The sequence below is a fragment of the Sphingobacterium sp. UBA7625 genome (assembly GCF_002484085.1).
Classification (GTDB): Bacteria; Bacteroidota; Bacteroidia; order Sphingobacteriales; family Sphingobacteriaceae; genus Sphingobacterium; species Sphingobacterium athyrii.
The window spans coordinates 189,644-214,411 of the sequence record NZ_DLJD01000003.1 but is presented as its reverse complement, the minus strand read 5'-3'; the positions used below and the strand labels follow the sequence as shown (position 1 = coordinate 214,411).

At 44.9% G+C, this 24,768-nt stretch carries 15 protein-coding genes; 2 read left to right on the top strand and 13 right to left on the bottom strand.

Going from position 1 to position 24,768, the window contains the following annotated elements:
• Nucleotides 1-2: 2 nt before the first annotated feature.
• Nucleotides 3-3,038: a SusC/RagA family TonB-linked outer membrane protein gene (locus B4G94_RS00915; protein WP_286856577.1), complete on the bottom strand. Its 3,036-nt coding sequence runs from the start codon at nucleotides 3,036-3,038 to the stop codon at nucleotides 3-5.
• A gap of 440 nt (nucleotides 3,039-3,478) precedes the next feature.
• Nucleotides 3,479-4,489, bottom strand: coding sequence for a S41 family peptidase (locus B4G94_RS00910; RefSeq protein WP_104381411.1), 1,011 nt, complete (start codon nucleotides 4,487-4,489; stop codon nucleotides 3,479-3,481).
• Nucleotides 4,490-4,691: 202 nt separating this feature from the next.
• Between B4G94_RS00910 and B4G94_RS00905 the strand changes: the two genes are divergently transcribed.
• On the top strand, nucleotides 4,692-7,049 hold the full coding sequence (locus B4G94_RS00905; RefSeq protein ID WP_286856576.1) for an ABC transporter permease: 2,358 nt from the start codon (nucleotides 4,692-4,694) through the stop codon (nucleotides 7,047-7,049).
• A gap of 119 nt (nucleotides 7,050-7,168) precedes the next feature.
• Here the strand turns inward: B4G94_RS00905 and B4G94_RS00900 are convergent, their stop codons facing one another.
• The 7 genes from B4G94_RS00900 to B4G94_RS00870 form a co-directional block, all read right to left on the bottom strand.
• Nucleotides 7,169-8,197, bottom strand: a complete 1,029-nt coding sequence (locus B4G94_RS00900) for a glycoside hydrolase family 88/105 protein (RefSeq protein ID WP_286856575.1) — start codon at nucleotides 8,195-8,197, stop codon at nucleotides 7,169-7,171.
• A gap of 175 nt (nucleotides 8,198-8,372) precedes the next feature.
• A complete protein-coding gene (locus B4G94_RS00895; RefSeq protein WP_286856574.1) occupies nucleotides 8,373-10,391 on the bottom strand; it encodes a RagB/SusD family nutrient uptake outer membrane protein in 2,019 nt (672 codons plus the stop codon).
• 18 nt (nucleotides 10,392-10,409) lie between these two features.
• Nucleotides 10,410-13,766, bottom strand: coding sequence for a SusC/RagA family TonB-linked outer membrane protein (locus B4G94_RS00890; RefSeq protein ID WP_286856573.1), 3,357 nt, complete (start codon nucleotides 13,764-13,766; stop codon nucleotides 10,410-10,412).
• Between the two features lie 312 nt (nucleotides 13,767-14,078).
• Nucleotides 14,079-14,753, bottom strand: a complete 675-nt coding sequence (locus B4G94_RS00885) for a CPBP family intramembrane glutamic endopeptidase (RefSeq protein WP_165307606.1) — start codon at nucleotides 14,751-14,753, stop codon at nucleotides 14,079-14,081.
• A 68-nt stretch (nucleotides 14,754-14,821) separates the two neighbouring features.
• A complete protein-coding gene (locus tag B4G94_RS00880; protein ID WP_286856572.1) occupies nucleotides 14,822-15,403 on the bottom strand; it encodes a Crp/Fnr family transcriptional regulator in 582 nt (193 codons plus the stop codon).
• On the bottom strand, nucleotides 15,400-15,924 hold the full coding sequence (locus tag B4G94_RS00875) for a histidine phosphatase family protein (protein WP_286856748.1): 525 nt from the start codon (nucleotides 15,922-15,924) through the stop codon (nucleotides 15,400-15,402). Before B4G94_RS00875 ends, B4G94_RS00880 begins: the two co-directional genes overlap by 4 nt.
• A 182-nt stretch (nucleotides 15,925-16,106) precedes the next feature.
• Nucleotides 16,107-16,529, bottom strand: a complete 423-nt coding sequence (locus tag B4G94_RS00870; protein ID WP_286856571.1) for a winged helix-turn-helix transcriptional regulator — start codon at nucleotides 16,527-16,529, stop codon at nucleotides 16,107-16,109.
• A gap of 42 nt (nucleotides 16,530-16,571) precedes the next feature.
• Between B4G94_RS00870 and B4G94_RS00865 the strand changes: the two genes are divergently transcribed.
• Complete coding sequence (locus B4G94_RS00865) at nucleotides 16,572-17,426, top strand: alpha/beta hydrolase (protein ID WP_286856570.1); 855 nt, start codon at nucleotides 16,572-16,574, stop codon at nucleotides 17,424-17,426.
• 78 nt (nucleotides 17,427-17,504) lie between these two features.
• Here B4G94_RS00865 and B4G94_RS00860 read toward each other — a convergent pair whose 3' ends face one another.
• The 4 genes from B4G94_RS00860 to B4G94_RS00845 all read right to left on the bottom strand — a co-directional run bounded on the left by B4G94_RS00860 (nucleotide 17,505) and on the right by B4G94_RS00845 (nucleotide 24,759).
• Nucleotides 17,505-19,670: a TonB-dependent siderophore receptor gene (locus tag B4G94_RS00860; protein ID WP_286856569.1), complete on the bottom strand. Its 2,166-nt coding sequence runs from the start codon at nucleotides 19,668-19,670 to the stop codon at nucleotides 17,505-17,507.
• A 219-nt stretch (nucleotides 19,671-19,889) separates the two neighbouring features.
• On the bottom strand, nucleotides 19,890-20,288 hold the full coding sequence (locus B4G94_RS00855; protein WP_286856568.1) for a hypothetical protein: 399 nt from the start codon (nucleotides 20,286-20,288) through the stop codon (nucleotides 19,890-19,892).
• A 153-nt stretch (nucleotides 20,289-20,441) separates the two neighbouring features.
• The gene (locus tag B4G94_RS00850) at nucleotides 20,442-22,616 is read right to left on the bottom strand and encodes a S9 family peptidase (RefSeq protein ID WP_286856567.1); all 2,175 of its coding nucleotides are present in this window, start codon (nucleotides 22,614-22,616) and stop codon (nucleotides 20,442-20,444) included.
• Complete coding sequence (locus B4G94_RS00845; RefSeq protein ID WP_286856566.1) at nucleotides 22,606-24,759, bottom strand: redoxin domain-containing protein; 2,154 nt, start codon at nucleotides 24,757-24,759, stop codon at nucleotides 22,606-22,608. Before B4G94_RS00845 ends, B4G94_RS00850 begins: the two co-directional genes overlap by 11 nt.
• Nucleotides 24,760-24,768 lie beyond the last annotated feature (9 nt).

Below are 24,768 nucleotides of genomic sequence, written 5' to 3'. Positions count from 1 at the left end.
AGTTACAAGGTTAGATTAACACCCAATTGAAAACTCCGTGGTTGTGGCGGCGTACCCAGGTCGATGCCCTGTTCGTTTGCCGAACTGCTCGCAGCAGATTCAGGATCCAAGCCAGTGTATTTCGTCCATGTGAATAAATTTGTCGCCTGGACATACAGCCGTAGTTTGGTCAGCGACAGTTTTTCAAGCGCTGCCGCGGGAAGGTTATAGCCCAGGCTTAGGGACCGGAACCGCAGGTACGAACCATCTTCCAGCCATCGTCCGCCCCCATCTTTATAATTGTTGTTGTTTATACCGTCTGTACGCGGTACATCTGTTAGATCACCGGGTTGCTGCCAGCGGTCCAGATTCGACTTAAAGATCACGCGGGCGGCGTCACGTGCACCACCGGCCTCACCAAAAAAGCGGTTGTGGTTATAGATCTTATTACCGACCGAAAAACTCAGAAAAGTGCTTAGGTCCCAATTTTTATATGTAAAATTATTGGTAATTCCACCAAAAAAATCAGGCCATATACTCCCTAAGAGCTGGCGATCATCTGTCGTAATTTTGCCATCCCCATTGACATCTTCATAGACAGCGTCGCCAGTCTGGGAATCCACATAAAGCTGTTTATAGACCCAAAAAGAATACATTGGACTTCCTTCTTTAAATAAAATCAGGTCGCGGCTGCCAAAGTTCATAGACTTGCTTAAATGTTCAATTTTGTTGACATTTCTGGCAATATTAAAGGCCGTGGTCCAGGTAAAGTTGTTCTGTTGTATGTTGGTCGAATTCAGGTTGAATTCAATCCCCCTATTACTTATCTCGGCCGCATTGTTTAAGTAATTGTCATAGCCCGTAGTCCCCGGCAGCACCGCTGTCAACAGTCCGTCCTTGGTCTGTTTATCGTAGTAATTAAAAGCGAAAGACACACGGTTATTGAAAAGAGATGCATCAATACCCAGATTAAACTGCGAAGTTTGCTCCCAGGTCAGTTTCTCGTCGGCCAATTGTTCAGGAAACATTCCAGCTACACCACGGTAAGCGCCATTCACGCCAGACCATAGCTGCCGGGAGGCAAAGGAATTGATCCCGCTCTGATTGCCCGTAATTCCATAACTACTTCGGATCTTGAGGTCATTGATAAAAGAAATATCTTTGAGAAAGTGTTCCTTATTCAGCCGCCAGGCCAGGCCCACAGCGGGAAAGTAGCCCCATTGGTAGCCCTTATTGAATTTTGAGGAACCATCTGCCCGAAGCGAAAAATCGATTAGGTACTTATCGGCAAAACCATAATCAATACGTCCGAAGAAAGAAGCCAAGTTATATTTGTCCCAATCCTGGAAGCTTGTGGTATTGGCCGCAGATCCGATAATTTTAAAATCATTAGAGGCAAAGCCTTTGCCCGTAGCCGAAGTGAGCGAAAATGTGCTGCTTTGTAAGGTATTTCCCAGGAGCAGGCCAAAGGAATGCTGCGTACCGAGGCGCTTGCGATAAGTCAATGTCTGCTCATTGATCCAGGTCGTGGCCTGGCTGATCGCCGATGTTGCTGAACCACTGGGGCTGCCCGCAATCAAAAATTTATTCCAATACTCATGCTCATCATAGTGGTTGTAATCCACACTGAAGGTCGATCGAAATTTCAGGTTTGGAGAGATCTGATATTCCCCGTATACATTACCGATATACCGTAGACTAATGGAGCCTACATCGTAATTATCCAATAGCAGGGTCAAATTATCAAAGCCCGCCCTCCCGACCAGCTCCCCTTGTTCATTGTAGGGCGAAAGGTAGGTTGGCGTATGCAAGGCCGCCTGCAAGATCCCGCCCTGTGGTCCATCTCCGGCCCTTCCCTGATTGCGTCCTGTTCGTGAAATTGCGTTGCTCGACCCTACTTTGAGCTGCTCGTTGATCTTTTGATCCAAATTAAACCGAAAACTTGCGCGGTCAAAAGCGATCGGACGCAGGATGGATTCCTGCTTATTATATCCGGCGCCCAGATAGTAAGTCGTTTTGTCACTACCGCCATATAACGAGAGGTCGGCATTATATACCCCTGCAGTGCGAAATGCCTCGGAAAGTCGATCGTAAGTCTGCTGTTCTGCAGGAAGTCCACGCCCACCTTGAGCCGTTGAGATAAAAGGTTCAGGCTTGCCGATATTACGGTTGTATTCGTTGACCAGCTCCGCATGTTCGGGGCCGGTTGTCAGTTCCCAAAGCTTTGCTGCTTTTGCCCTGCCAGCATACAAATTGACGTCTATCTTGGTAGACTGTCCATTTTTACCACGTTTGGTCGTGATCAGAATGACACCATTGGCTCCTCTTGAGCCGTATAATGCGGTCGCTTCCGCATCTTTGAGCACCTCCACATAGGCTATATCTGAGGGGTTTAGATCAGCGATTGGGGACGTTGCTTTTCCGCCCGTGTTTAAGGTCTGAAGACTCTCGGAGTTAACAAACACCCCATCAATTACATAAAGCGGGTTGTTGTTGGCATTGATGGAAGTTGCTCCACGTAGGCGGATATTTAAAGCCTCGCCCGGCACACCGGTACTGCTACTGACCTGAACTCCGGCCACCTTGCCTTGCAATTGCGCATCGAAACTGCCCGTAGGGATTGTACTCACCTCCTTTAAGTCCACTTTTTCCACTGAGCCGATCAGATTCTTCTTGCCGACCGTGGTGTACCCCACTACAACCACTTCGTCTAGGTTGTCCGACGAACGTTGCAACTTGATCAAGGCCGGAGAAGAATTGACGACCAATTTCATACGCTCATAGCCAACATACGATAGCATCAGCGTAAAAGGGAGCTTCTGACCGGTCACAAAATGAAAGTTTCCCTTTTCATCTGTTTTTACGCTATGCGTTACAGCCTCCAGCTGTACAGTGACACCTTCCAGCGGTTCACCGGAGATAGCATCAACAATTTTTCCTTGCAGGGTTGCATTAATAATAGGCTCACCGGCTATCTGGGCAACTAGCTTGACCGGAATAAAAGCCATAGTGAGCAGGATACAAAACAAAATATGTTTTGCATGCTTGATTTTTTTCATGAATGAGCGTTTAAATAGTGTACTGAATAAGTGCCAACGCCAATTGATCACCTATGATTGTCATCTGCTTTTCAAAAGAACTTGTTGTCTTTTGAAATTCATCGGAAAGCTACTTCAGCGACACATTCGCCCGTTCAAATTCAAGCTATGATCATTAAAAGATTGTTTTTTAAAAGAATACAAGGAGTAAATTATAGTATTCATGCGGTCTAGTTGTTTAATTAGTAACTCTGTTTAATATCGTTGCCAACGCCAATTGATTCAACGGATATGTAAATATAGAAAAGTTAATAATAAATTCTACTAAACTTATAGACTATTTTTTTTATAAGGCCGCTTCTTATATCTCAAGCAGCAGTTACCGCTCAAAAATATTATATAATTCACCTACTTAATAGATAGCTAACGTTGCCTCTTGTCTCAGATTTTTCTTAAATCCGCTATTTACCGAACAACTCCAGTGCTTTTATTATTTTACGGTCTTTTCTTAAATCTTCGAGGTTATCACCTTCCAGGACTTCAACATCAGGTAAAATATTGGATTTATAAACTTTTAAATTTCGGTCCACGACATAATCTGTCGACAGATTAATTCCTGCATGATCATTTATTTCAAATCCCTGTACTGCGGTGGTATAATTGGCTGTTGGTTCGCCTACAATCCATGTATTTTTCCTTCCTATAAAAGAAAGGGCGGTCATTTCACCTGCACTTGCCGTATAGCAACTCGTTAAAATAACCAATGGAACATCAGTTTGTATCGGATGGGACAAAGCTGTTTTTCTGTCCAGCACATTTCCATCAATCAACAATTTCCCTGCTTTGATTTCCCAATTTCCCGTAGGTTGATCTTGCCCATTCCTGAACCCACCGAATAGGATATTATTCCCGATAAATTCCTTGAGCCCCAATAGTATCGGGTACATATTGCCACCGGTATTTAATCTCAAGTCAATAATCCAGGCTTTGATTTGCGCGGAATTTATGGAATTGATATGCGATACGATATCGTTTGCCAGACTATCTACTTTCAGAAAGGCAAAATCACTGTTTCCAACAATACGGATATACCCTATTTTTTTATCAATGATCGCACTACTTGTTTTCTTTTCAACTTTTAACATACCTTTTAGATAGGCGTTTGTCATTACATCGGGATTGTTCCATCCATATGTTTTTCCTTTATATTTTAAACCGCCGTGATAATCATGAAGCTGTTTAAATACATCCTCATATAAGGGTGCCGTTTCATCAATGGAGTTTAGGTTTAATGATTTATGGTATAGATCACGTTTTATGGCCTCGAGGTTTTCCGTATGGATTGAGTTGAAGGCTATCAGTTCGATCGTTTTATCGATAAATGATTTTACGCTGTCATTCTTAAAACCTTGGGAAAAAGAAAATGTCGAAGATAATAGCAGCCATAGCAATAAAAAAAATCTGGTCATCATTGAGTGTTTATCGTGATTTTAAAAATAACTATTTGTTACTGAATTTAGCATTCTTTTTTACTTCAAAACTGTCCATTTTCGTACAAATACCGTTCGGGATCGAACAAAATCTCCCACACATAAAGAGATTAAAAAACTTATTTTCAATACATTAATCAATTGGCAAACGAATTGGTACAAGCTTCAATAAAAACCGATCCCTATGCTTCAAAATTATTTCAAAATAGCCTTTCGTCATCTTCTGAAAAACAAAGGTTTTACAGCAATAAATATTGTCGGGCTAGCGACAGGAATGGCTGCAGCTATCTTGATTATGCTATGGGTCAAAAGCGAATTTAGCTTTGACCGGTTTTATTCCAAGACCAGCCAGATTTATGCCGTGGGCATAAAAGATATCTGGGCAGGCGATGCTGTGCAGCATTTCTACACGCCTAAGCCGATGGCTGCTGCTTTGAAAACAGACTTTCCGGAGATCAATCGTGTTACGAGGGTCAACAAGGGTACCGGATTCCTACTGACGCGGGGCGAAACCAAACTTTCAAAAGAGCAGGGTGTTTTTGTAGACAGTACATTCTTAAAAATATTTGATTATAAAATTGTGGCGGGCAATCCTGCCGAAGCGCTGAAAAATCCCGGTCAGATCGTTTTGACCCGATCTTTGGCAGCGCGCTTATTTGGTGATACCGATCCTATCAACCAGAGCATCAGACTGGACAGCACCCAGATTTCAACGGTCTCGGCCATCATTGAAGACATCCCCGATAATTCCTTTATGAAAGGAACAGCTTATCTGGTCCCCTGGACATTGATGGAAAAAATAGGTTATTCGGATGATTACTGGGGAAATCAGTCTGTACAGACTTATATCGAACTGGACAAAAACGTCAATACCGACCAATTTCAGCAACGCATAAAAAGCTTTATGCAGAGACATACCGAAACCAAAGTAGAGAATTTTATTGCTCCTATAGCCGATAAATGGCTTTACAGTAACTTCACTGATATGGGCAGGCCGACTTCACAGCGCATCGGAATGGTCCATTCATTTATCGCAGTTGCCTGTTTTATTCTGATCATCGCCTGCATCAATTTTATGAACCTCAGTACGGCCCAGAGTGAAAAAAGAGCAAAGGAAGTTGGAGTCAGAAAAGTTATCGGTGCCAATAAAGGATTATTAATCGGGCAATTCCTGACCGAATCCATTCTGATTGCCTTCATTTCAGGCTTATTGTCCCTGCTGATCACCCAGAGCGCACTCCCCTTCTTTAACGAGTTAATTTCAAGAGAACTATCCATACCATTTAATGATGTGCTGTTCTGGTCAGTCTTTATCGGCTTTGTACTTCTGACCGGCATCCTCTCGGGAAGTTACCCCGCCTTCTATCTGTCGGCGTTTGTTCCCGTAAAAGTATTAAAAGGTAAGCTGCTCCATATCCAACGCAAATTTAATCCACGGAAAGTGCTGGTTATTGCGCAGTTCTGTATCGGCATCACACTGATTATAACCACACTATCGATCCGGAAGCAAATAAAATATGCACAAGACAGAGAATTAGGCTATAACAAAGACAAGCTTATCCATGTTATTGATCAGGGTGATATCCGTAAAAACAGGACGCTGATCAAAAATGCGTTGCTCCAGTCTGGCATTGCCACGGATATCGCCAGGACCTCCTCGCCACTCACCGAAAACTGGAGCAACAACTCCATGGGCTGGGACGGCAAGCCCAAAGATGACAATACCATTTTCGCGCGGATGGGTGTAGACGACAATTTGGTCCGTACCGCCGGATTGCAATTAGTGAGCGGACGGGACTTTGACCTGGCTAAATTCCCGACAGATTCTGCCGCCATGCTCATCAATGAGTCGGCCGCAAAGGTTTTTAATTTTGATGATCCGATCGGAAAGACAGTCGTCGACGGCAGGAACTGGCATATCATCGGTGTCATCAAAGACTTCGTTCAGGAGTCTCCCTTTAATCCTATCACCCCATTGGTTATCCAGGGCGCTTTTTCAGGCTCCAATGTGACCAATATCCGATTAAACAATCATATCGCAACAGCGGATGCATTATCAAGGATGACGGAAATTTTCAAAGAATATAATCCGGATTATCCATTTGAATATTCCTTCGTGGATGCCCAATATGCCGAAAAATTTAAAGATTTCCAGCAGCTGGGCAAGTTTTCCAGCCTCTTTGCTGTATTGACTATTTTTATTTCCTGTCTTGGCCTATACGGTCTGACCGCCTACATGGCCGAGAATCGGACCAAGGAAATCGGTGTGCGTAAAGTCCTGGGCGCATCTATCTTTTCCGTCACGAGGATGTTGTCAAAGGAGTTTATTGTTTTGGTCCTTTTATCCTGTCTGGTTGCATTTCCGATCGCCTATTATATCACTGAGCGTATGCTAAGCACGTATACCTATCGCATTCAGATGACCTGGGATCTTTTCTTTATTGCCGGAACGGGCGCTTTGGCACTGGCCCTGCTCACGGTCAGCTATCAATCCATCAAAGCGGCGATGGTCAATCCAGTGGATAGCCTGCGGGATGAATAGCAAACGGCGGCAGTTAACCGACGAAATCGTCGACCTCCTGCCAATCGTTTTATTTGGGCCAGTCTGTTGCTAAGTACATTGCAACCAGTGCACTTAGCAATAGAACTACCTCACATGGCCTAATTGCTGCTGTCTTCCAGCAGTGCATTAACGCACCAGAGATAAGGCGCCTGTCCATGATAATCGCCTGTATGGCGCGGACGATCATAATAATACTGTTTGTCGTTCTTTTTATTGGTCCCCACACAGACCTCGGATACAGCACCTTTATCGTCCACATATTTTGTCAATCCCAACCAAGCATTCCGGGCTACCGGGCTATATTGTTTACTATTGAGCCAGCCCTGCTTCACACCCGATATTATCGCATAGGCAAACATCGCCGATCCGGAAGTCTCCGCCCAGCAATCCGACTGATCGATCAATTGATTCCATAAACCACTTTTCGACTGGTATTTTTTGAGGCTCTTCATCATCTTCAGATAGCCTTTCAGGATACGTGGCCGATCACGGTGATCGCGGGGCAACATCCGCAATAATTCCGTCATACCTGCTGCCATCCATCCATTGCCCCGCCCCCAGTAGTAAGGGACATCCGGCGCATGATAGAACAAGCCATTGGGACGCTGTAAATCATCTAGATAAAGTACCATTTCTTTGGCCGCGCGATCCAGATACTTCGGGTCGCCAGTTGCTCTGAAAGCCGCTGCCTGTACAATTGTAATCATGTACATATCGTCAATCCAAAGACGCGTCTGCCAGGAATACCCTTTTTGTGCCCAGTCTTTTTCAGCCTGACTGGCGTTTTGCGGTACTTCCCATTGCGTATCAGCGTAAGGAAGCCCCAGATCTAGGTAACTTTTATCCTTAGTGAGTTGATAAAGCCGTAAAGGGAGACTTCCGAACATATTCAGGTCGACGTGATTTTTGATCGGCAACAGGTTTTGTTCCACTGACGTTAATTTAGAAAAGCGGTCTTTCATCGCCTGTGTCAGCTGCTGATCTCCCGTCAGGTGGGCGTAGTTAACAGCACCCGTCCAGTAAAAAGTCTCGGGATAGCTGATCCATTTACCCGCATGGAGCATATGTTTGCCCGTGATAAAACGGTGCGCAATCCGATAGCCTACTTCCTTTGGGTCTGCTCCCACAGGAAAATTTGTTAGCTCCGTTTGTCCAATACAAAATTTAAACGGAAGAAAAAGTAAAAACAAAAACACATTTTTTATCATAACAAAAGGTATTGATTTTTAATCTATTGAACTTTCAAAAACAGGCCTGAGCGATTCGCGTCTGTGCAAATCAGCTCGGACCCTATACGCCTGACTATTCTGCCTTGGCTTCATCCGCAACTGCATCCTCCCACTTTTCCCATACTGGAGTTGCCGCGTTATAGCCGTCGTAGCCATAATTTTGCTTTAATTGCCCTTTAATGTTGGAGGTAATTGCCACATTCGGAATTGGCCAGTACATATTCTTTTTATCCATGGTGTAGTTGATATCACTGAGGCCTGTAGCATTCACATGAATGACACCTTTATTGTACAGGCTGTAATGCACGATACGTTGGTACCAGTAGCTCCCACCGGTAGCATCTGTACCGCTCTGTTTATCGAAATTTTCCAGATTATACACGTTCCCCCATTCATCGGGTTTACCACTGCGGGCCAAGCACAGGGATACACGCTTCAGTTCGACATTTCGCCATTCCTCCCAATAGAGTTCACGTGCCCGTTCATTCATAATATCACCGATAGTTACGGCGCCCGGATACAGTTCCGTACATTTTGCCCGTTGACGCACCGCATTCAGATCATCTTTTATCGTCCCATCGGTGGGATTGATATAGTATTTTGCTTCAGCACGCAAAAGATAAGCTTCCGCCAAACGGTATAGATACCAGTCGGCAATACTACCGTTGGTTGCACCCCTTGAGCCGTCCGATCCGCTGATATTTGCCTCACTGACGGGATCATCCAGAAAAAACTTATAATGCGGTACGTCGTACCAACGGCGAATGGAATCTGTACATAACAATTTGCCTGTTTCCGGATCGTTCAATGTGATCGGTTTTCCGAAATCTTTTGACGCTTTATTATTTACCTTATAATCTTCCATGCGCACCCAATTCCCTACTTTGGAACTGTGGCGCAAGTCGCCATCATCCAGTTTACCGTTGACAGACCATACCCCCTTTGACTGGAAAGCCGTGGGCCGGAATGTTGCGATACCTCGGCCGAAAGCGCGCATATAGTCATATTTTGCATTATAATCCCCACTGTTCCGTTTAATATTCAGCAAGGCCTGCTGCCCATCGGTCGTCTGGATCCTGCTATCGAATACGAAAGGATATAGAATGCGCATGGTCAACATTTTGACAAAAGACTCCGCATCGGCACCACGGTTGGGCATGCCCATGATCACCTCCCGATTAGTCGGGATCAATTTGTTTTCGGGGCGGTGCATATCCCAGATGACATTGCGGCTAATGGGCCAGGTCTGCGCCTCACCCCCATCGTTGAACGTCCCAAAACTTTCGGTCATCAGGGAATAACCCGATTGATCAATCAGGATATCCGTCTGTTCTTTCGCCTTCTGATATTCTCCCAGGGCCAGGTAACATTTTGTGAGCAACATCCGGCAGGCCCCCTTATTGATCATGCCGATTAGGTTCATATTTTTTTGGTCGGGCACCCATTGGACAGCAAATTCCATATCCTTCGTGATCATCTGAAGAATGGCTTCGCGTTTGGTACTGCGGTAGTTTTGTTTTGGTCCATCAATAATAGTCGTGACCAAAGGGACATCTCCGTATTGAAATACCAATGCCATATACCGAAAAGCACGATGAAAATAAGCCCGTCCTTTGTAGGCATTTTTATCCTGTTCGCTCAAGGTCTCCACCTGATCCACATACTTGATAATCGTATTGGCATAACTGATGCCTTTATAGGTTTCCTGCCATAAATACCACATACTATTTGAGCGGTCCAGATTCTGCAGGGTGGAGTTGTCGCTGGTCGGCGTCAGCATGTTGGCGACGTCTGCCATCATACTGCGTTTGTCCGTATTACTTGCGACCATCAATTCGGAGAAAATGTATTCTGTCCCCAGGGTCAGCATTTCATTATTATCCGTGGCCCAATACCCTTTCAGATGACGGTCGCAGATGGCCATGGCCGACAGCAGTCCCGACTCGGTATTAAAGGTCTCATTGGGTAAATAGATAGACAGCGGGTCTGGCTGTAGAAATTCTTTCGAACAGCTGCTTACTGCCAGCGTACCGGCAAGCAGTAGGACGATACCCCTGCTGATAGATCCGGTTGTATTTATTGTATATTTCATAGCTATCAATTAATCAGGTTATAAAGATAAATTCACACCGAAGGTAAATACACGAGAGGCCCATCCCTGAGGGTTATTGCTGGGAAGAAATGTTTCGGGATCACCATATTCCCAGTCTTTGGTCCAGGTAGCCACGTTGCGCACCGTTCCATATAGTTTCACCCGGTTTAAGTGATACCTGGATGTCAGCGATGCCGGCAGTGTATAGCCCACAGAAATATTGTCCAGCCGGATAAAAGAGCGGTCGTAAAGCCGCTGGGCACCCTCTGCCCCGACAGGTCCTTTGGCTTCGATCCGGCCATAGCGATCCGTTGGGTTGTCCGGCGTCCAGTATTCCTTGGCCGGCAGATTGGCCAGCCCATAGGCCATCCGGCCCCCATCATCATCGTTGTTCAGGTAATTGCCTGATAGGCTTTTATGGCCCATCGACGAGTAGATGTTAAATGAAAAGCTCAGGTCTCTCCATAGCGTAAATTCATTGCGCATCGCCCAACGGAAGCGCGGGTCTGTCTGTCCCAAAAACACTCTATCGTTGTTGTTGTAAACAGGTTTTCTTCCGTCGGCATTCACCACATCATCAGCGGTATAGGGATTGGCTACCTTGGGGTCGCCCGGTGCCTGCCCATATCTCGCCGCTTCCGCAGCTTCATTGGCCTGCCAGATACCCGTCACCTGATAGTCCCAGATCGCGCCAATGGGCTGACCGATAAACCAGCCATTCGAAATCTCGTCCATTTCCTTGCGGCCTATCACATTTCCATTTGCGTCCAGCACATCTTCGTAGTTCTTATAAAGATGCACAATCTGGTTTTTGTTGTACGAGAAACTAAAGGTGGTAGACCATTTCAGGTTGTCCTTTTGCAGGTTGACCGTATTTAATGTCAGTTCAACTCCTTTGTTGTCCACTTGCCCCAGATTTGTCGTAATGCTGCTAAAGCCCGTAAAGTTCGGCAGCTTCTGCTCCATGATCATATCGTGGGTCTGCATCAGGTAATATTCCAGACTCCCGGAGATCCGGTTTTTTAAAAATCCAAAGTCCAGACCAAAATTCCATGCGGTGGTCTTTTCCCATTGTAGGTTGGGATTGGCCAGGCGGTCAACCATCAGGTAACGGTATTGGACCAGTTCGCCGGCAGAGTTGAGGTAGCCATGCATTTTTCCACTACCGGCATAGAGGTTCGCAAGCGCCAGATTGGGATCTGCAAGCTGGCGGTTCCCATTTTTGCCGTAGGAAGCACGCAGTTTACCATAATCCATGACATCCGTCCATTTAAAGAATTTCTCCTTGGAGAAGTTCCAGGCCAGCGCCACCGAGGGAAAAGTAGCATAAGGATTCGAAGTACCAAAAGCCGAATAACCATCCCGCCGGATGGAAGTGGTCAGCATATAACGGTCATCATAAGAATAAAACAAACGGGCCAACAAGGCATCAGCCGTTTGATGGCTATCGTAACTATCGAAGCTGCTATTTTCCTTTGATCCATTTTTGGTATTGTGGAAACCAAGCGCATCCGATGGTAAAATATTACGCGCTTCAATGCGGTCTTTCCACGATTGCTGTTCCTCAGCTTCCTGCACCAGGGTCACCATCAGACGGTGCTTATCCGCAAAGGTCTGCTCCCAGTTGATCGTGTTGTTGAGCGACCAGTCAAAACGTTTGGTTTGTTCCCGGTTGGCTCCCCGATCGGCAGGATTCGATCCGGGGAGTTCGGCCGACATAAAATAGCGGTCATGGAAATATTGCAAACGGGGCGATGCATTAAAGGAATACGTGATATTGAACGGCAGTTTTATTTTCGCATTGAAGATGGAATTCAATACCGTGTAGCCCTTATCCAGTTCAAGATAGTTCTGCAGAAAATCATAGTTATAGCCGCGCTGGCTAAACTGTTCACTCAGCGGATATTGCAGCGGGGTGCCGTTGGCATCCGCATAATCTGCGTAAGGACTATTGCGCAGCGTCTGATCCAGATCAATGTCTATATTTCCATCAGAGCGATCCTGAAAATTTACATTGGCCCCCAGCTCCAGCCATTTGTTTACATGCGCATTGATTTTCATATTGGCCCGGACGGCCCTGTAGGTGTCACTGATGACGGTACCCTCATTTTTAAGATAGCCCATGGACAGGTAATAGTTCACCTTATCACTCGCGCCGCTGATACTCGCATTATAATCCTGGTTGAAACCCGTGCGAAAGGTATGGTCGGCCCAGTCCACGGCCTTTCCGTTCAGGAAATTCTGTAGGGCATTACCTTGCAGCCCCAAACGGCGGCCCCAGATACTTTGATCAGACTCCCCATTCTCATTTGTTGAAAGCGCACGCCAGGAATCGAGCGATAAAGACGACGGTAGCTGGTCCGGATTAAGGTAAAACCCATAAGGCACCGCTAAGTTTCCGTTATCATCACGCGTCTGATAAGCTTCATATAGCCCTGTTTCGGGGTTAATGCCATAGGTATTCTTCGTATACCAATCCTCCCGATGCTGCATGTAAGCGGCGGGACTGAATCTTTTGCGGTAGTTGCTCAATTGCGTCGCACCGGCGTTCATCGTCATATTAATTGTCGGCTTGCCCTGTCTGCCTTTTTTTGTACTGATGATAATCACGCCACTGGCCGCTTTGGAACCATAAATCGCCGCGGCGGAGGCATCTTTTAAAATGTCGATCTGTTCAATGTCGTCCGGGTTGATTTCCGAAAGTTCACCATAGAATATCATTCCATCGAGCACAAGCAGCGGATTATTATGGCCGCTGTTACTATCGTAAACCGAACGTTTACCGCGCACCTCGATCGAGCCGCCTCCTTTTGCCGAAGCGTCATAGCCGATATTCATTCCCGCTGTACCGCGCAAGATATCCTGCACCGTTTTTGGGTTTTCATTGGCTATTCGATCCGGAAGGATCTGCGTCACCGAACCCGTCAGATCCTTTTTACGCATGGTGCCATAGCCCACCACCACGACCTCTTCCAACGCATCTGCTGATGGAGTCAAGACTACATCCAGTACCTTCGTCGAAGTAATCGGAACCTCCTGAGTTATGTAGCCAATAAGCTTGAAAACAAGCTTTTCTGCCCCAGGGGGTACCGTGATGAGGTACGAACCGTCCGCCTTCGAGGCTGCACTGATCCTACTTCCCTGCACATTTACAGTAACACCAGACAGCGGTTGGCCGTTGCTATCCGCTATTTTACCCGTAATTTCACGGTTTTGAACATTCAATCGATGGATTGATTGTGTTGATTCATTGGCTTTTAACGCTGCGATGGGGCTACCAAAAGCAACCAGGCACATTAACCAGGGAGAGGGCATCCATGTACGCTTTCCAGAGTCAAAAAAGCCGTTTTGTTTTAGTTTACAATTGTTTCTCATAAAGCAATATTCACTTCGAGTTATTTAGAAATTTTATAATTGGCTTCCTCTAATGGAGGAATTTTAACTGTAAAAGTGAAGATTAACATTAAGAAAAACAGGGCCCTATTGTCTCAAAAAACTACTATTTTGTCTCAATAACCCGATTTTCAATATAAAAATTTAAGCATAGTCGAATAAGATAGGCAAATTGAGCTACAAGATCCTATATAAAATAGCAGATCAAAAATTAACTACAACGTTTTCGTAATTTAACTACAACGTTTTCGTATTTTTAATATTACAATCGTTCAGCAGTGATCATCGGCGGATTTAGCCTCTTTCCATCTTTCTTTTCCGCAATACCAAGTTGACAATCCATACAATGAGCAAGATGCCCAAAATTGCACCACTTTTGGTATTCATGGTTGGGAAGAAATTATTAAGAGAATGAAATGCACTGACAGCGATAAGGGAACCCGTGCTGTCGGCGACCTTACCTATCCCCCAGCTTCCCAATACCAAAATCACAAAAAAGGATATTTGTATAGGCGTGAAATCAAAATTCAGATGCCATAAAAACCATAGCACAGACAATAAAAGTATATTATATAATGGTTTCAACGCTTTAAATTCCTGATAGAGAAAACCACGCCAACCTATTTCTTCCAACAAGCCGTAGATCAAAACTGAAGATATTGCTAAATAGGGTATTTTACCAAGTGTAACGTATGACACCATACTAATTAAAGCAATGGGGAATACCCAATAAAGAGCCATTGGGATCAGCATATTTTTATAATTACCTTTGAGCGACAGCACCGGTTTAATATTGAATATTAGAAATACTGCGGTAGCACCAATAGCAGGCCCAACTCCGGTAAGGATAGATTTTAGATATGGGCTTTCGAAACTGCTTAGCAATTCTGTTTTGTTGGTGAAATAGCGGCAGACTATCGCGATAATGTAATAAGTGACAATGGCCCCAAAGTTGATTTTTCTTTTCATAATATGTGTTTCGCATTTTTGCAATGCGCAAAAATAATTGCAATAAAGCCAAAAACACTTGACGAAAGTTAAGAAATCTTCTTTCTTATTCTACTCAGGCTCTCCGGGGCAATACCCAGGTAGGATGCGATAATTTTGAGTGGGGTGCGTTGAAAAATCTTCGGTCGTTCGTTTATTAATTTCCGATATCTTTCGGTAGGTGACAGTGTAAGGAGATTTATTTGTTCTGACTGTTTAGCTGTAAACATAATATCCGAAATAGCTTTGCCAATGAGAAGCGAGCGGTCAGATTTGTCGTATAGGCTTTGCAGATTCTTATAACTTACCGACCAAAGCTCCACATCCTCTATGCACTCGGTTTTGATGACCGTAGGTTTTTGAGATACAAAAGAAAGATAATCGCTAAATACCTGGTTTTCATAATACAAATTGATACAAATATCTTTGTCCTGATAAGGCACAAAATGACCGACAGAACCGGAAACCAAAATATTGATGAACCTTTCGGTTTTATCATAGGCTTTCACAACTTCATTCTTGGCAAAAGTGCGACATTCCACCACTTTAGAAAATTCAATCCAAAATTTGATGTGGACGGGATAATAAGCGTCAAAGATCTGCTTGATATTTTCTGGGCTCGGAATTTTCATACAGCTTTCATGCTTTTATAAGATGTATCGCTTAGCCGCTTAATGATTCTTTTCCCCTGTGCTGTTTGGTATAGAAAGGATACACCGCCACTGACGCCGTATAAATCCATCGTATTCAATGCTTCCACATTCAAGCCCAACCACATGACATGGAAGATACTTAAGCTATCTCCATGCGAGACGATGATCATATTTTCATCGGTACTAGCTATTATTTTTTCATAAAACGGTCCTATTCTTTGCCATACATCAAATCTAGATTCAGCATCCCTAAAGCATTTGTCATAGATCGATATTTCTTCCTTCTCAATATTCTCCTTTAGCCATTCTACAGATCGGCCCACCGCTTTTCCAAGATTTCGTTCTTTTAATGCGCTCGTGAACTGAGGCGTTATATTGAACTTCCTACCAATGATTTCAGCAGTCTCCCTTGTTCTACTCAGCGGTGATGAATACAATGAAAAGTTTATATCCTGAAACTCTGATTTTAAGTTGGTAGCGATACTTTCTGCCTGTTGGATTCCCGTTTATGTTAATTTCCAGTCGGTCCAGGAGCCAATCATTCCATTTTTATGATGAATGGATTCCGGATGTTGTACAGTAATGATATTTTTCTTTTTAAACATAGATTTTAGTCGATTAAAACATGGATGCAACAGATGCGATAACCCCAGACCAAGCAGTCGCAAAGAAAATTCGTTGCTCAGGTATGAGGAGCACTGCCCCCAGGCTCTCCGGCCTCTAGGTTGATTTGGCAATAGTCATTTCCCGCAATTTTCCACTTTAGTCCCCAATTATGGAGGTCCAAGATAATCTTGAGCAGCTCCTTGCCTTTCTCTGTTGGCCTGTAGCGAATCTGAGGGGGTATGGTATTTTCAATATCCTCGGTAACAACCAAAAATTCCTCCTTCAGCTCTTTCAAACGTTTACTCAACACTTGATCTGAGAGCGTTGGAAACATTTTTTTTAACGTACTGAATTGTGATACATTTTCTGCAATACAATATAAAATCTGCATTTTCCAACGCAGGGATATTTGCAGTAGTACTTCGTTCACATCGCATGCCTGTGCCAAAGTTTGGAGATTCTCTGTGTTTGTCGATTGCTCTTTTCTAGGTGTTGCCATTTTAAAATTAATTTATAACCACTCACTTTAGGATGAGTTATTGTGCGGACAAAAGCTTGGGTATACCTTTGTCAGATATTAAAAAACAGTATAAAATTAAAAAAAATGAAACAATTGAGAACTTTATTTCTGTTACTGCTGATGTTAAGCAGTACGCTAGCTGGCTATGCGCAAAGCCCAAATAGCCGGCCGACTTATGTTCTGGTCCACGGCGCTTGGCATGGTGGCTGGTGCTGGCAAAGCGTCGCACAAAGGCTAATTGATGCACACTACAATGTCTACTCTCCCACGCTCACAGGACTCGGAGAGCGCAAACATCTGATCCAACCGTCGGTAGATATCGACACCCACGTCCAAGATATCGTCAATCTGATCGAGATGGAAGATCTACATGAGGTATATCTCGTGGGGCACAGCTATGCTGGCGCCGTGATTGCCGGAGTTGCCGACCGCATTCCATCACGATTGCACAAATTGATTTTTCTGGATGCCATGATCATTGAAGACGGTCAAAGCCCTATTTCACTGCAACCAGAGGCTGTGCGTAAAGTTCAGCTCAAAAACATTCAGAAGAAAGAAAACTTTGCTCCTTTTGACGTTGCATTGTTTGGCGTGACAGCCCCCAAAATGGTCTCCTGGGTAAAGGAAAGACTTAGCCCACAACCCTATGGTACATTTGCTCAGCGATTGCACCTAAAAAACCAATATGGTAATGGATTGCCCTTGGTCTATATTGCCTGCACGGATCCACAGCTGCCCATTATGAAGGAGATGAGCGAAAAGGTGCGCGCTGATCAAAAGCTCTCCTGGGAATATCTGGAGATCGCCACCGGGCACGATGCCATGCTGACCGAGCCGAAAAAATTAGCCGATATGCTAATCGGTCTGGTGGATTAGCACATCTAAATTAACAGTGTATATATGCTGTACAAATCCACCAGCCAATTTACTGGTAGCGATCACCACCCAAATCCATTAAAAATGCAGCCCCATCGACAAGATACATTGCCGCAGGCTACCTGCTGTAATAAAGCCCCTTCCGCCATAATAATAGTGGGTGTTAAACAGGTTTTCAGCTGTAAAACGACATTGGAGCTGTCGATACGTATAGCCTATATTACCGTTACAAAGTGTATAGGCATTCGTATAAAAACTTCCAGCATTTGTGCTGTTGATTATTAGGTCCTGTCCCACGTAATTGCCCCCGAAACCGATGTTCCATTTACTGACCTTATCCACCGAAACTTCATAACTAGCATACCAGGTCGCAGACCATTTCGGACCAGCATTCACAGGCCTCAATCCTTGGACGGCGGCATCGCCAACCGTTATTTTACTGTTGTTATAGGCTGTACCAGCATGTAGAAAAAGATTTTGCAGAGGCTCAGTCTGTACATCCAGCTCTACGCCACGGCTGTACTGCTTCCCCCGCTGTAGGTATTTTGTGGCATCGTTCGGATCCGTAGTCACAGTATTGCTTACACTGATATCATAGTAGCTCAAGGTGAGATCCAGTACGTTATTGGGTACGGCGATTTTAATCCCCGATTCCCACTGGCTTCCATATTGGGGTTTAAAATTATATAAGATACCATTGCTGTTCATTGGTGCTATATTTTGGAATCCCCGCATATAATTCCCGAAAAATGTAACGGTCTCTGGAATAAGCTGATAGGTCAGTCCAATCTTAGGAGTAATGGAAGATTGCTTATAGTCAGCCGTTGTGATGGCCGTCAGCACATCCCGTGTTCCAAAGTTGATCAGCCTATCGTAACGCGCACTCAGCATGATTGTCAACGCATTGTTGGGCTTGATGACGTCCGAAACATAAGCCGAGTACGCATTTTGTGGAGCGACCGAGTTGCTGGGTTGTTTGGATAGCACGATATTCCGGACAAGGTCTGCATTAAATAAATTTGTTGCAGCCGAGTGCCCCGCAATAGATACCGTGTCTACATAGCCCGCACTCCTATAATTTGCAGCATAACTATAGCGGTGATAGTCAAGGCCAACAAGCAATTTATTGTCCCAGTTACCTACCTTAAAATTTCCGATAAAGTTTTGTTGTACCTGATTATTGCTCATGTCTTCTGCTTCATAGCGTAGTACCTTCCGAGCCACAGCAGCATTATTGTTGACCAACAAGTTTGTTTGGTAATCGCCATTTGAGGTACTATATGTACTTGCAAAGTTCGTTTCAGACTGCCAGTTCGGCGAAATCGCATAACTTATCTTTCCGTAAAAATTCAGTGAGGAGGTCTTCCACAACAGGCTGTTGTCCGTGTACGATTTTCGGTAGTCGAGCTCAAGCCCTCTTGAATACTGTACATTATCCGGTCCGGCAGCCGTTTTTGGATTAGCAGGTGTGAATAAGGGGCTATTTGTAGTGTTCCGGTTTAAGAATTCGGCTTCCATTCTAATCTTTAAATCCGGAGTAAGCTGGTAGCTGAAACTTGGTGCCAGGAAAAGGCTTTTATTTAAACCCTGATCCTGAAAACTACTTCTCGACGTATACGTACCAAACATCCGGAACAGTGCTTTATGACCGGAATCTAGCGGCATGTTTACTTCGATACTGGTTCGATGGAGCGCATTGTTACCCGCAGCCAGAGAAAAATTTGTAAAGGCACTATCAAGGGGAATAGCAGTGAGCACATTGATCAGTCCACCAAAGGCCATGTTGGTGCCGCCAAACAAGGTGCCGCTCGGACCTTTGATAACATCCAGCTGCTGGATGTTGCTATTTTCGTCGCTGTATTGCAGATAAGCATTCAGCCCATTTCTAAAATTACTTCGCGTCCGGAATCCGCGGATCGTAAAGTAGGGGGCCACCCCGGCCCAACTGGGTGTTACACCTGTGGCATTAGACAGCATGGCCGTTTGTGTAAAGTAATTCCTATTTTTGGTCAGGTTGGTACCCACGCTGGCCGTTACCTGTGGGTTTTCGTAATCACGAATATTTATTCGCGCAGACTGGAAACTCGATTTGTCTTTCGCCCTGAAATGTGATCTTATAAAAACGGAGTCGAGCTGTTTTGGCAATAGTGTATCCCTGGATTGGGCCTGTACAGTGCTTGTAAAAATTGTAAATATCAGTGTAAAAATTAAAAAAGGTCTTAAATAGCGGGTATTCAATAGCATTAGAAACTAAATTTGATCAACAATGAATGAGTCTTACTCGCCCCCGACAAGGTCCTGTACAGCAAATTCCAGCCATTGCTTGGTTGCTGTGCAAGAGATTATCATTTCTATCTTGAAAAATGGGGACTATCCAGCTGAAAAGGTGTAAAACAACTGTTATTGCTATTGCAATTTTGTTTTACCCATAAATCGCTGGAGCGATACTTAAAGTATACGAATTTATGCTATTGCTGAGCTGGGTGGCCTGAGCAGTTTGTTAAAGACTTCAAATTTGCGGAATATGACATTGCGTAGCGTATGATGATCTTTACGGAGTGCCGGGACATACGCTTTGTTTACGATCAAAGGAAAATAATGTCGGCAGAACATGACCGGTGTTTTGGAAAAGTTTTCATGAAAGTCTTTTTCCCGTTGTGCTTCCTTTTTGAGCATACGCATCAAAAAACATTTCCCGTCACAGTGTAACGACTGGTTATTTTTATTGATACAATATCTATTGGCGATATCAGTCTGGTTTGCATAAAAACTCACCACAATAAATACTTTGCTAAAGCTTAGCAGGAGAATGCAAAGCAATAGCAAACTTATGGTGCCTAATTTAAAAACGCGCGCGATCATGATTTACTGCCGCTAAGATAAATGTTTTTTAAACATTTTTTTTATGGATTACCGTTTCAATAGCAAAATAATGCATAACATGATCGTCAAAATCTGTTGCTTGAGCAAAGCGTACAAGTGTACGCTTTGCCGACCAAGCCTCAAGCCGCAGGATCAATGCCGATACCGTTCAAAGAATTCATAAGTCCGCAGCAGCTGATCGAGTCGCTGGCCGACGTTGCCCGAGCGTGTGATCTCATGATCCGCACCTGGATGTCGGACATATTCTGTCTGGCGGCTCAAATATTTGAGTTGCTTGTATAGAAAATCACTCTGCACGGGACCTGTGCGGTTGTCTTGCTCTCCATGAAAAATAAGTAAAGGTGTGTTTATCTGTTCGGCATAGGTGGTGGGAGACTGTGCCAAAAGGATATCGCGCGTACCCTTTTCCCACGGAAATCCATCAAAATAACGCTTCAACATGGGCCACACATTGGCGCTACCAAAAAAGACGTGGAGGTCATACACCCCCCGTTGGCTCGATGCCGCACGAAATCTACTGTCATGCGCCAAAATCCATGTGGTCAGATAAGCACCGTAGGAGCCGCCGGTGATAAACAGCTGCGCACTGTCCACAGTACCTGTCGCAAGCGATCGGTCGACTGCTTCCAGGACATCGCGTGATGGCCCCGCACCCCAGTCTTTAAAATTAGCTTTCAAAAACGCTTCGCCATAACCGCTTGAACCACGGGGATTGGAAAATAAAACAACATAGCCCCGTGCACGAAAGTACTGGTACTCGTGCCACATACTGGCATCCGCAGGTCCAAACATCGATGCGGGGCCACCGTGTATCTCTACCAACAATGGGTAGCGCTTTCCTTCCTGATAGTTTGCCGGCTTCAATAACCAATAATCGACCTCCAACCCCTTGTCATTTCGAAAATTATTTTTCTGTGCAATACCAATGTTTTTTCCCGATAGCCAGCCTGAATTGATGTCACTGATTTCAACCGCATTCTTAAAGTTGGCATCCGCCCGATACAGTTCCGATGGATTAGCAAAAGTCGTTTTGGTGAAGAAGGCTTTCTGGCCATTTACCCAATACTCACCGATCCCCTCTTCTACCGAACTTAAGGTGCGGATAATTCTAGTCTTTAAATCACCACGGTTGATCGTCCGACCACCCCGATCCGATGCTATAAAATAAACCGATTTTTCATCAGGCGAAAACTGCACATTGCTCAGACTACGATCTACGGCCAGGCTGAAACCTTTCCAATTCTGGGCATTATAGAGATAAAGTTCACCCACCGTCAGCGAATTCTGCCGTCCACGGTTCACCGCCACCCATTTTCCCGATGCAGATACTGCAGCAACCTGATAGCGATGTATACTGTCACTCAATATAGTTTCCCTTTTTCGTGAGTTCAGGTCCACTTGGACAAGATCAGTAGATACAACACGATCCGGATGTAGGCCATTTTCGGTCTCCACACTCAAAAGAACCTTATTATTCCCTAAGAATTCAGCACCGGAATAGCTTCGAAAGCCTTGCGTTAAAGGCATAGGCTCTGTTTTTGCGGCGAGGTCCAGGATATACCAATGAGTAAAACGGATTTCACCTGTCGTTGAATTCTCTGTTTGAAACTGCAATTTATTGGTCACTTTGGCAATACCCTCCCGTTCATCGTGTTTGAGATAGGCGTTTATCCCGGCGACATCTCCATCCGGATCCTCCTGCGCGGGCTCGCCCAACAACGATGCGTGATTGCGATCGCCCGGTTTTTCCGATGCCCATGGCGGCAACATGCCCGCAGCGTTGAAATCTTTACTTTTTGCAAGATCACCAAGGCTGTAGCTACTCGACAAAAGTACTTTTGAACCGTCAGGGCTGAACCTTACTGTGCCCAGCCCCTGGGCCAATGTCGTTATCTGTAAGGGCGGTTGGCCATCTGCCGGAAATGAAAACAGTTGCGAACGTTTGTTGCTGTCCTTGCCAATAGCCCATCTGCGTCCATCCCGACTATATAGGATTTGGGTAAATTGAAGATCTCCTTTCAATGGCTCAGCCCTTGCTGACGAGGCTATTTTATTCACATACCAAATCGTTTCATAGCGAAATCCCGCATGTTTGGCCGTATCCGCCACAGTTCCCTTTACGGCATAGGCCAATTCGCTACCATCTGGTTTCACCTGCAGATCAACAATATTTTTTATTCGTACAAGATCGCTTGCAACAATCAAACTATCATCTGCACCTGCCCTGGCAAAAAATGGAAAAATGCTCCCCAACAGAAACAGACAAATAAACTGATGTTTCCAACCTATGTATCTACTAGCTTTCATTCAGTTTTTCGATTAGTTTTTGTGCAGAAATGCGGGCTTTGCGTTGGATAAAATCGGGATTCGTGTTGTCGCCAATTTCATAGACCAATGCTTCGGCATTATAGTTTTTATACAAATAGCTGTATGCAGTGAAGGTCGGCCCACCCAGATATAAGGGTTTCACTAGGGGCTCATACCCCGGAATTGCTTCTTTGACACTCGCTATCCAGTTGGGAATGAAACCCGGAAATCGGCTTGGCAATGCAGGATCGACCGTATAATAAATATCACTTCCGGTCGAATGGAAATCAATCGCAAAATAGAGCTGTCGGCCTTGCTGCCCTATTTCTTTCTTAAAGTAATCGCGCAGGGCAATGGTCTCGGGCTGATTAAATTCGGACCAGTCCCGATTGAGATCCACACCATTCGCATTGGCACGCCAGTGTCCCAAATCTACACCGTCCGGATTAACGATGGGAATCAGATAAATGCGGTATTTCTCCCGAAATTCCTTTGCATCCGCGCTGTTGCCGAGCAGGTATTCGACAAAACTAGCATAAGCATAATGCCCCGTAATTTCGGGAGGATGCTGTCTTCCCAAGACGGCAATACTCTTTTTGCTCTCAGGATTCCCCGCCACATATACATTGAGTGCTTTGCCCAAGTCCGTTTTACCTGCTTCCGTTTTTTGGAGCTGGACAGCAGGATTTACCTGCTCAATCCACTGGTATACCGCCTTGGATGGAACATTTGCCTGGGCCGAAACCCAGGTGCGCTCACCGGAGACCGGCAAATCAAAAGAAGCACCACTCAGCTTATTCCAGCTCGTTCCGTCTTTGCTCACTTTTGGATCATAGCGATGGTGCACGCCTGATGGATAATCAAGCTGGATCCTTATCGTCGTATCCCGGGCAGCCCAGACCTGAAAACCATACCACGGGCTTGGATTGATCGGCGTGCGTTCCGGGGCCACTTGCACATGATACACGCCATCACTGGATTTCTGTACCCCATTCAACCGTGCTCCGTCATAATCGTTCGTAAAAAAAACACGTTTGTCCACCGAGAAAATACCGCGTTCTTGCTTCACAATATCCTGGGATTTTGTGGACTCATAGCTAATGGGATTTTGTCCTTTAAAATCCTTCTTCAGCCCCCCGATCTCCACTTTCTCCTGATTAAAAAGGCTGTCCAAAACTTTGCCAAGCTCCTCTCCGCGGACATTTTTGGCAATAATGGTCCCCTGTTCATCCACCAGAAAATTAGCTGGGATTGCACGCACTGCATAATCAGCCGCAATTTCGCTATTCCAGTATTTCAGTTCGGAGACATGCTGCCAGGTCAGGTGGTCATCCGCAATACCTTTTAGCCAAGCCTCTTTCTTTTTATCCAGTGAAATGGCATAAATCTCAAAACCCTGGGATTTATACTTTTGGTAGTTGGCCACAATATTAGGATTCTCCTTGCGGCATGGCGGACACCAGGAAGCCCAAAAATCAATCAGTGTATATTTGCCCAAGTGATCGTAGAGCGCCTGAGGATTGCCATCGGGATCATTAGCTACGATGGCTGGGGCTTTTTTTCCTACAGCGACCTGGCGGATGACCGCAATAATTTTTCGGAGGTCCTGTATGTAGCGCGATTGCTGCTGACGCTCGGAGAGCAATGCGATATTGACTTCAAGTTCTTCGGGAGACAGCCGATAAGACCATTCCCTATAAAGAAGGTAACTGGAAACAATACTATTCGGATATTTTTGAATAAAAGATCGAATATCCGCTTTACGCTGTGCCCGATATTCCTCAAAGAGCTGCTGGCTTTTTGAACCAGATAGCGACACCTTCTGCCTGTTCTCATCTGTTGCATCAATCGTCACTTTATTATCGCCAGCATCCAGGAACACATAGCTTGGCACGACATCCCGCTGTGTAGAAATACCATACAATTCAGGAAGCGGCAGCTGCCGCTGGAAGGAAAATCCGCCGTTTTTGACCTGGGCAGAATCAATGACCGTAAAAATTTTATTTTCAAAACGTTGCAGATAGACAACAGCTACCGCCCCGTTCTTCACCGTACCTTGGAGTGACAATGTCTGCTGTTGCGCCTGTAAGGATCCCCCACTGGTCAGCAGCAAAGGGAGGATGAGTTTAGTTGTATTATTCATGTTCAACTG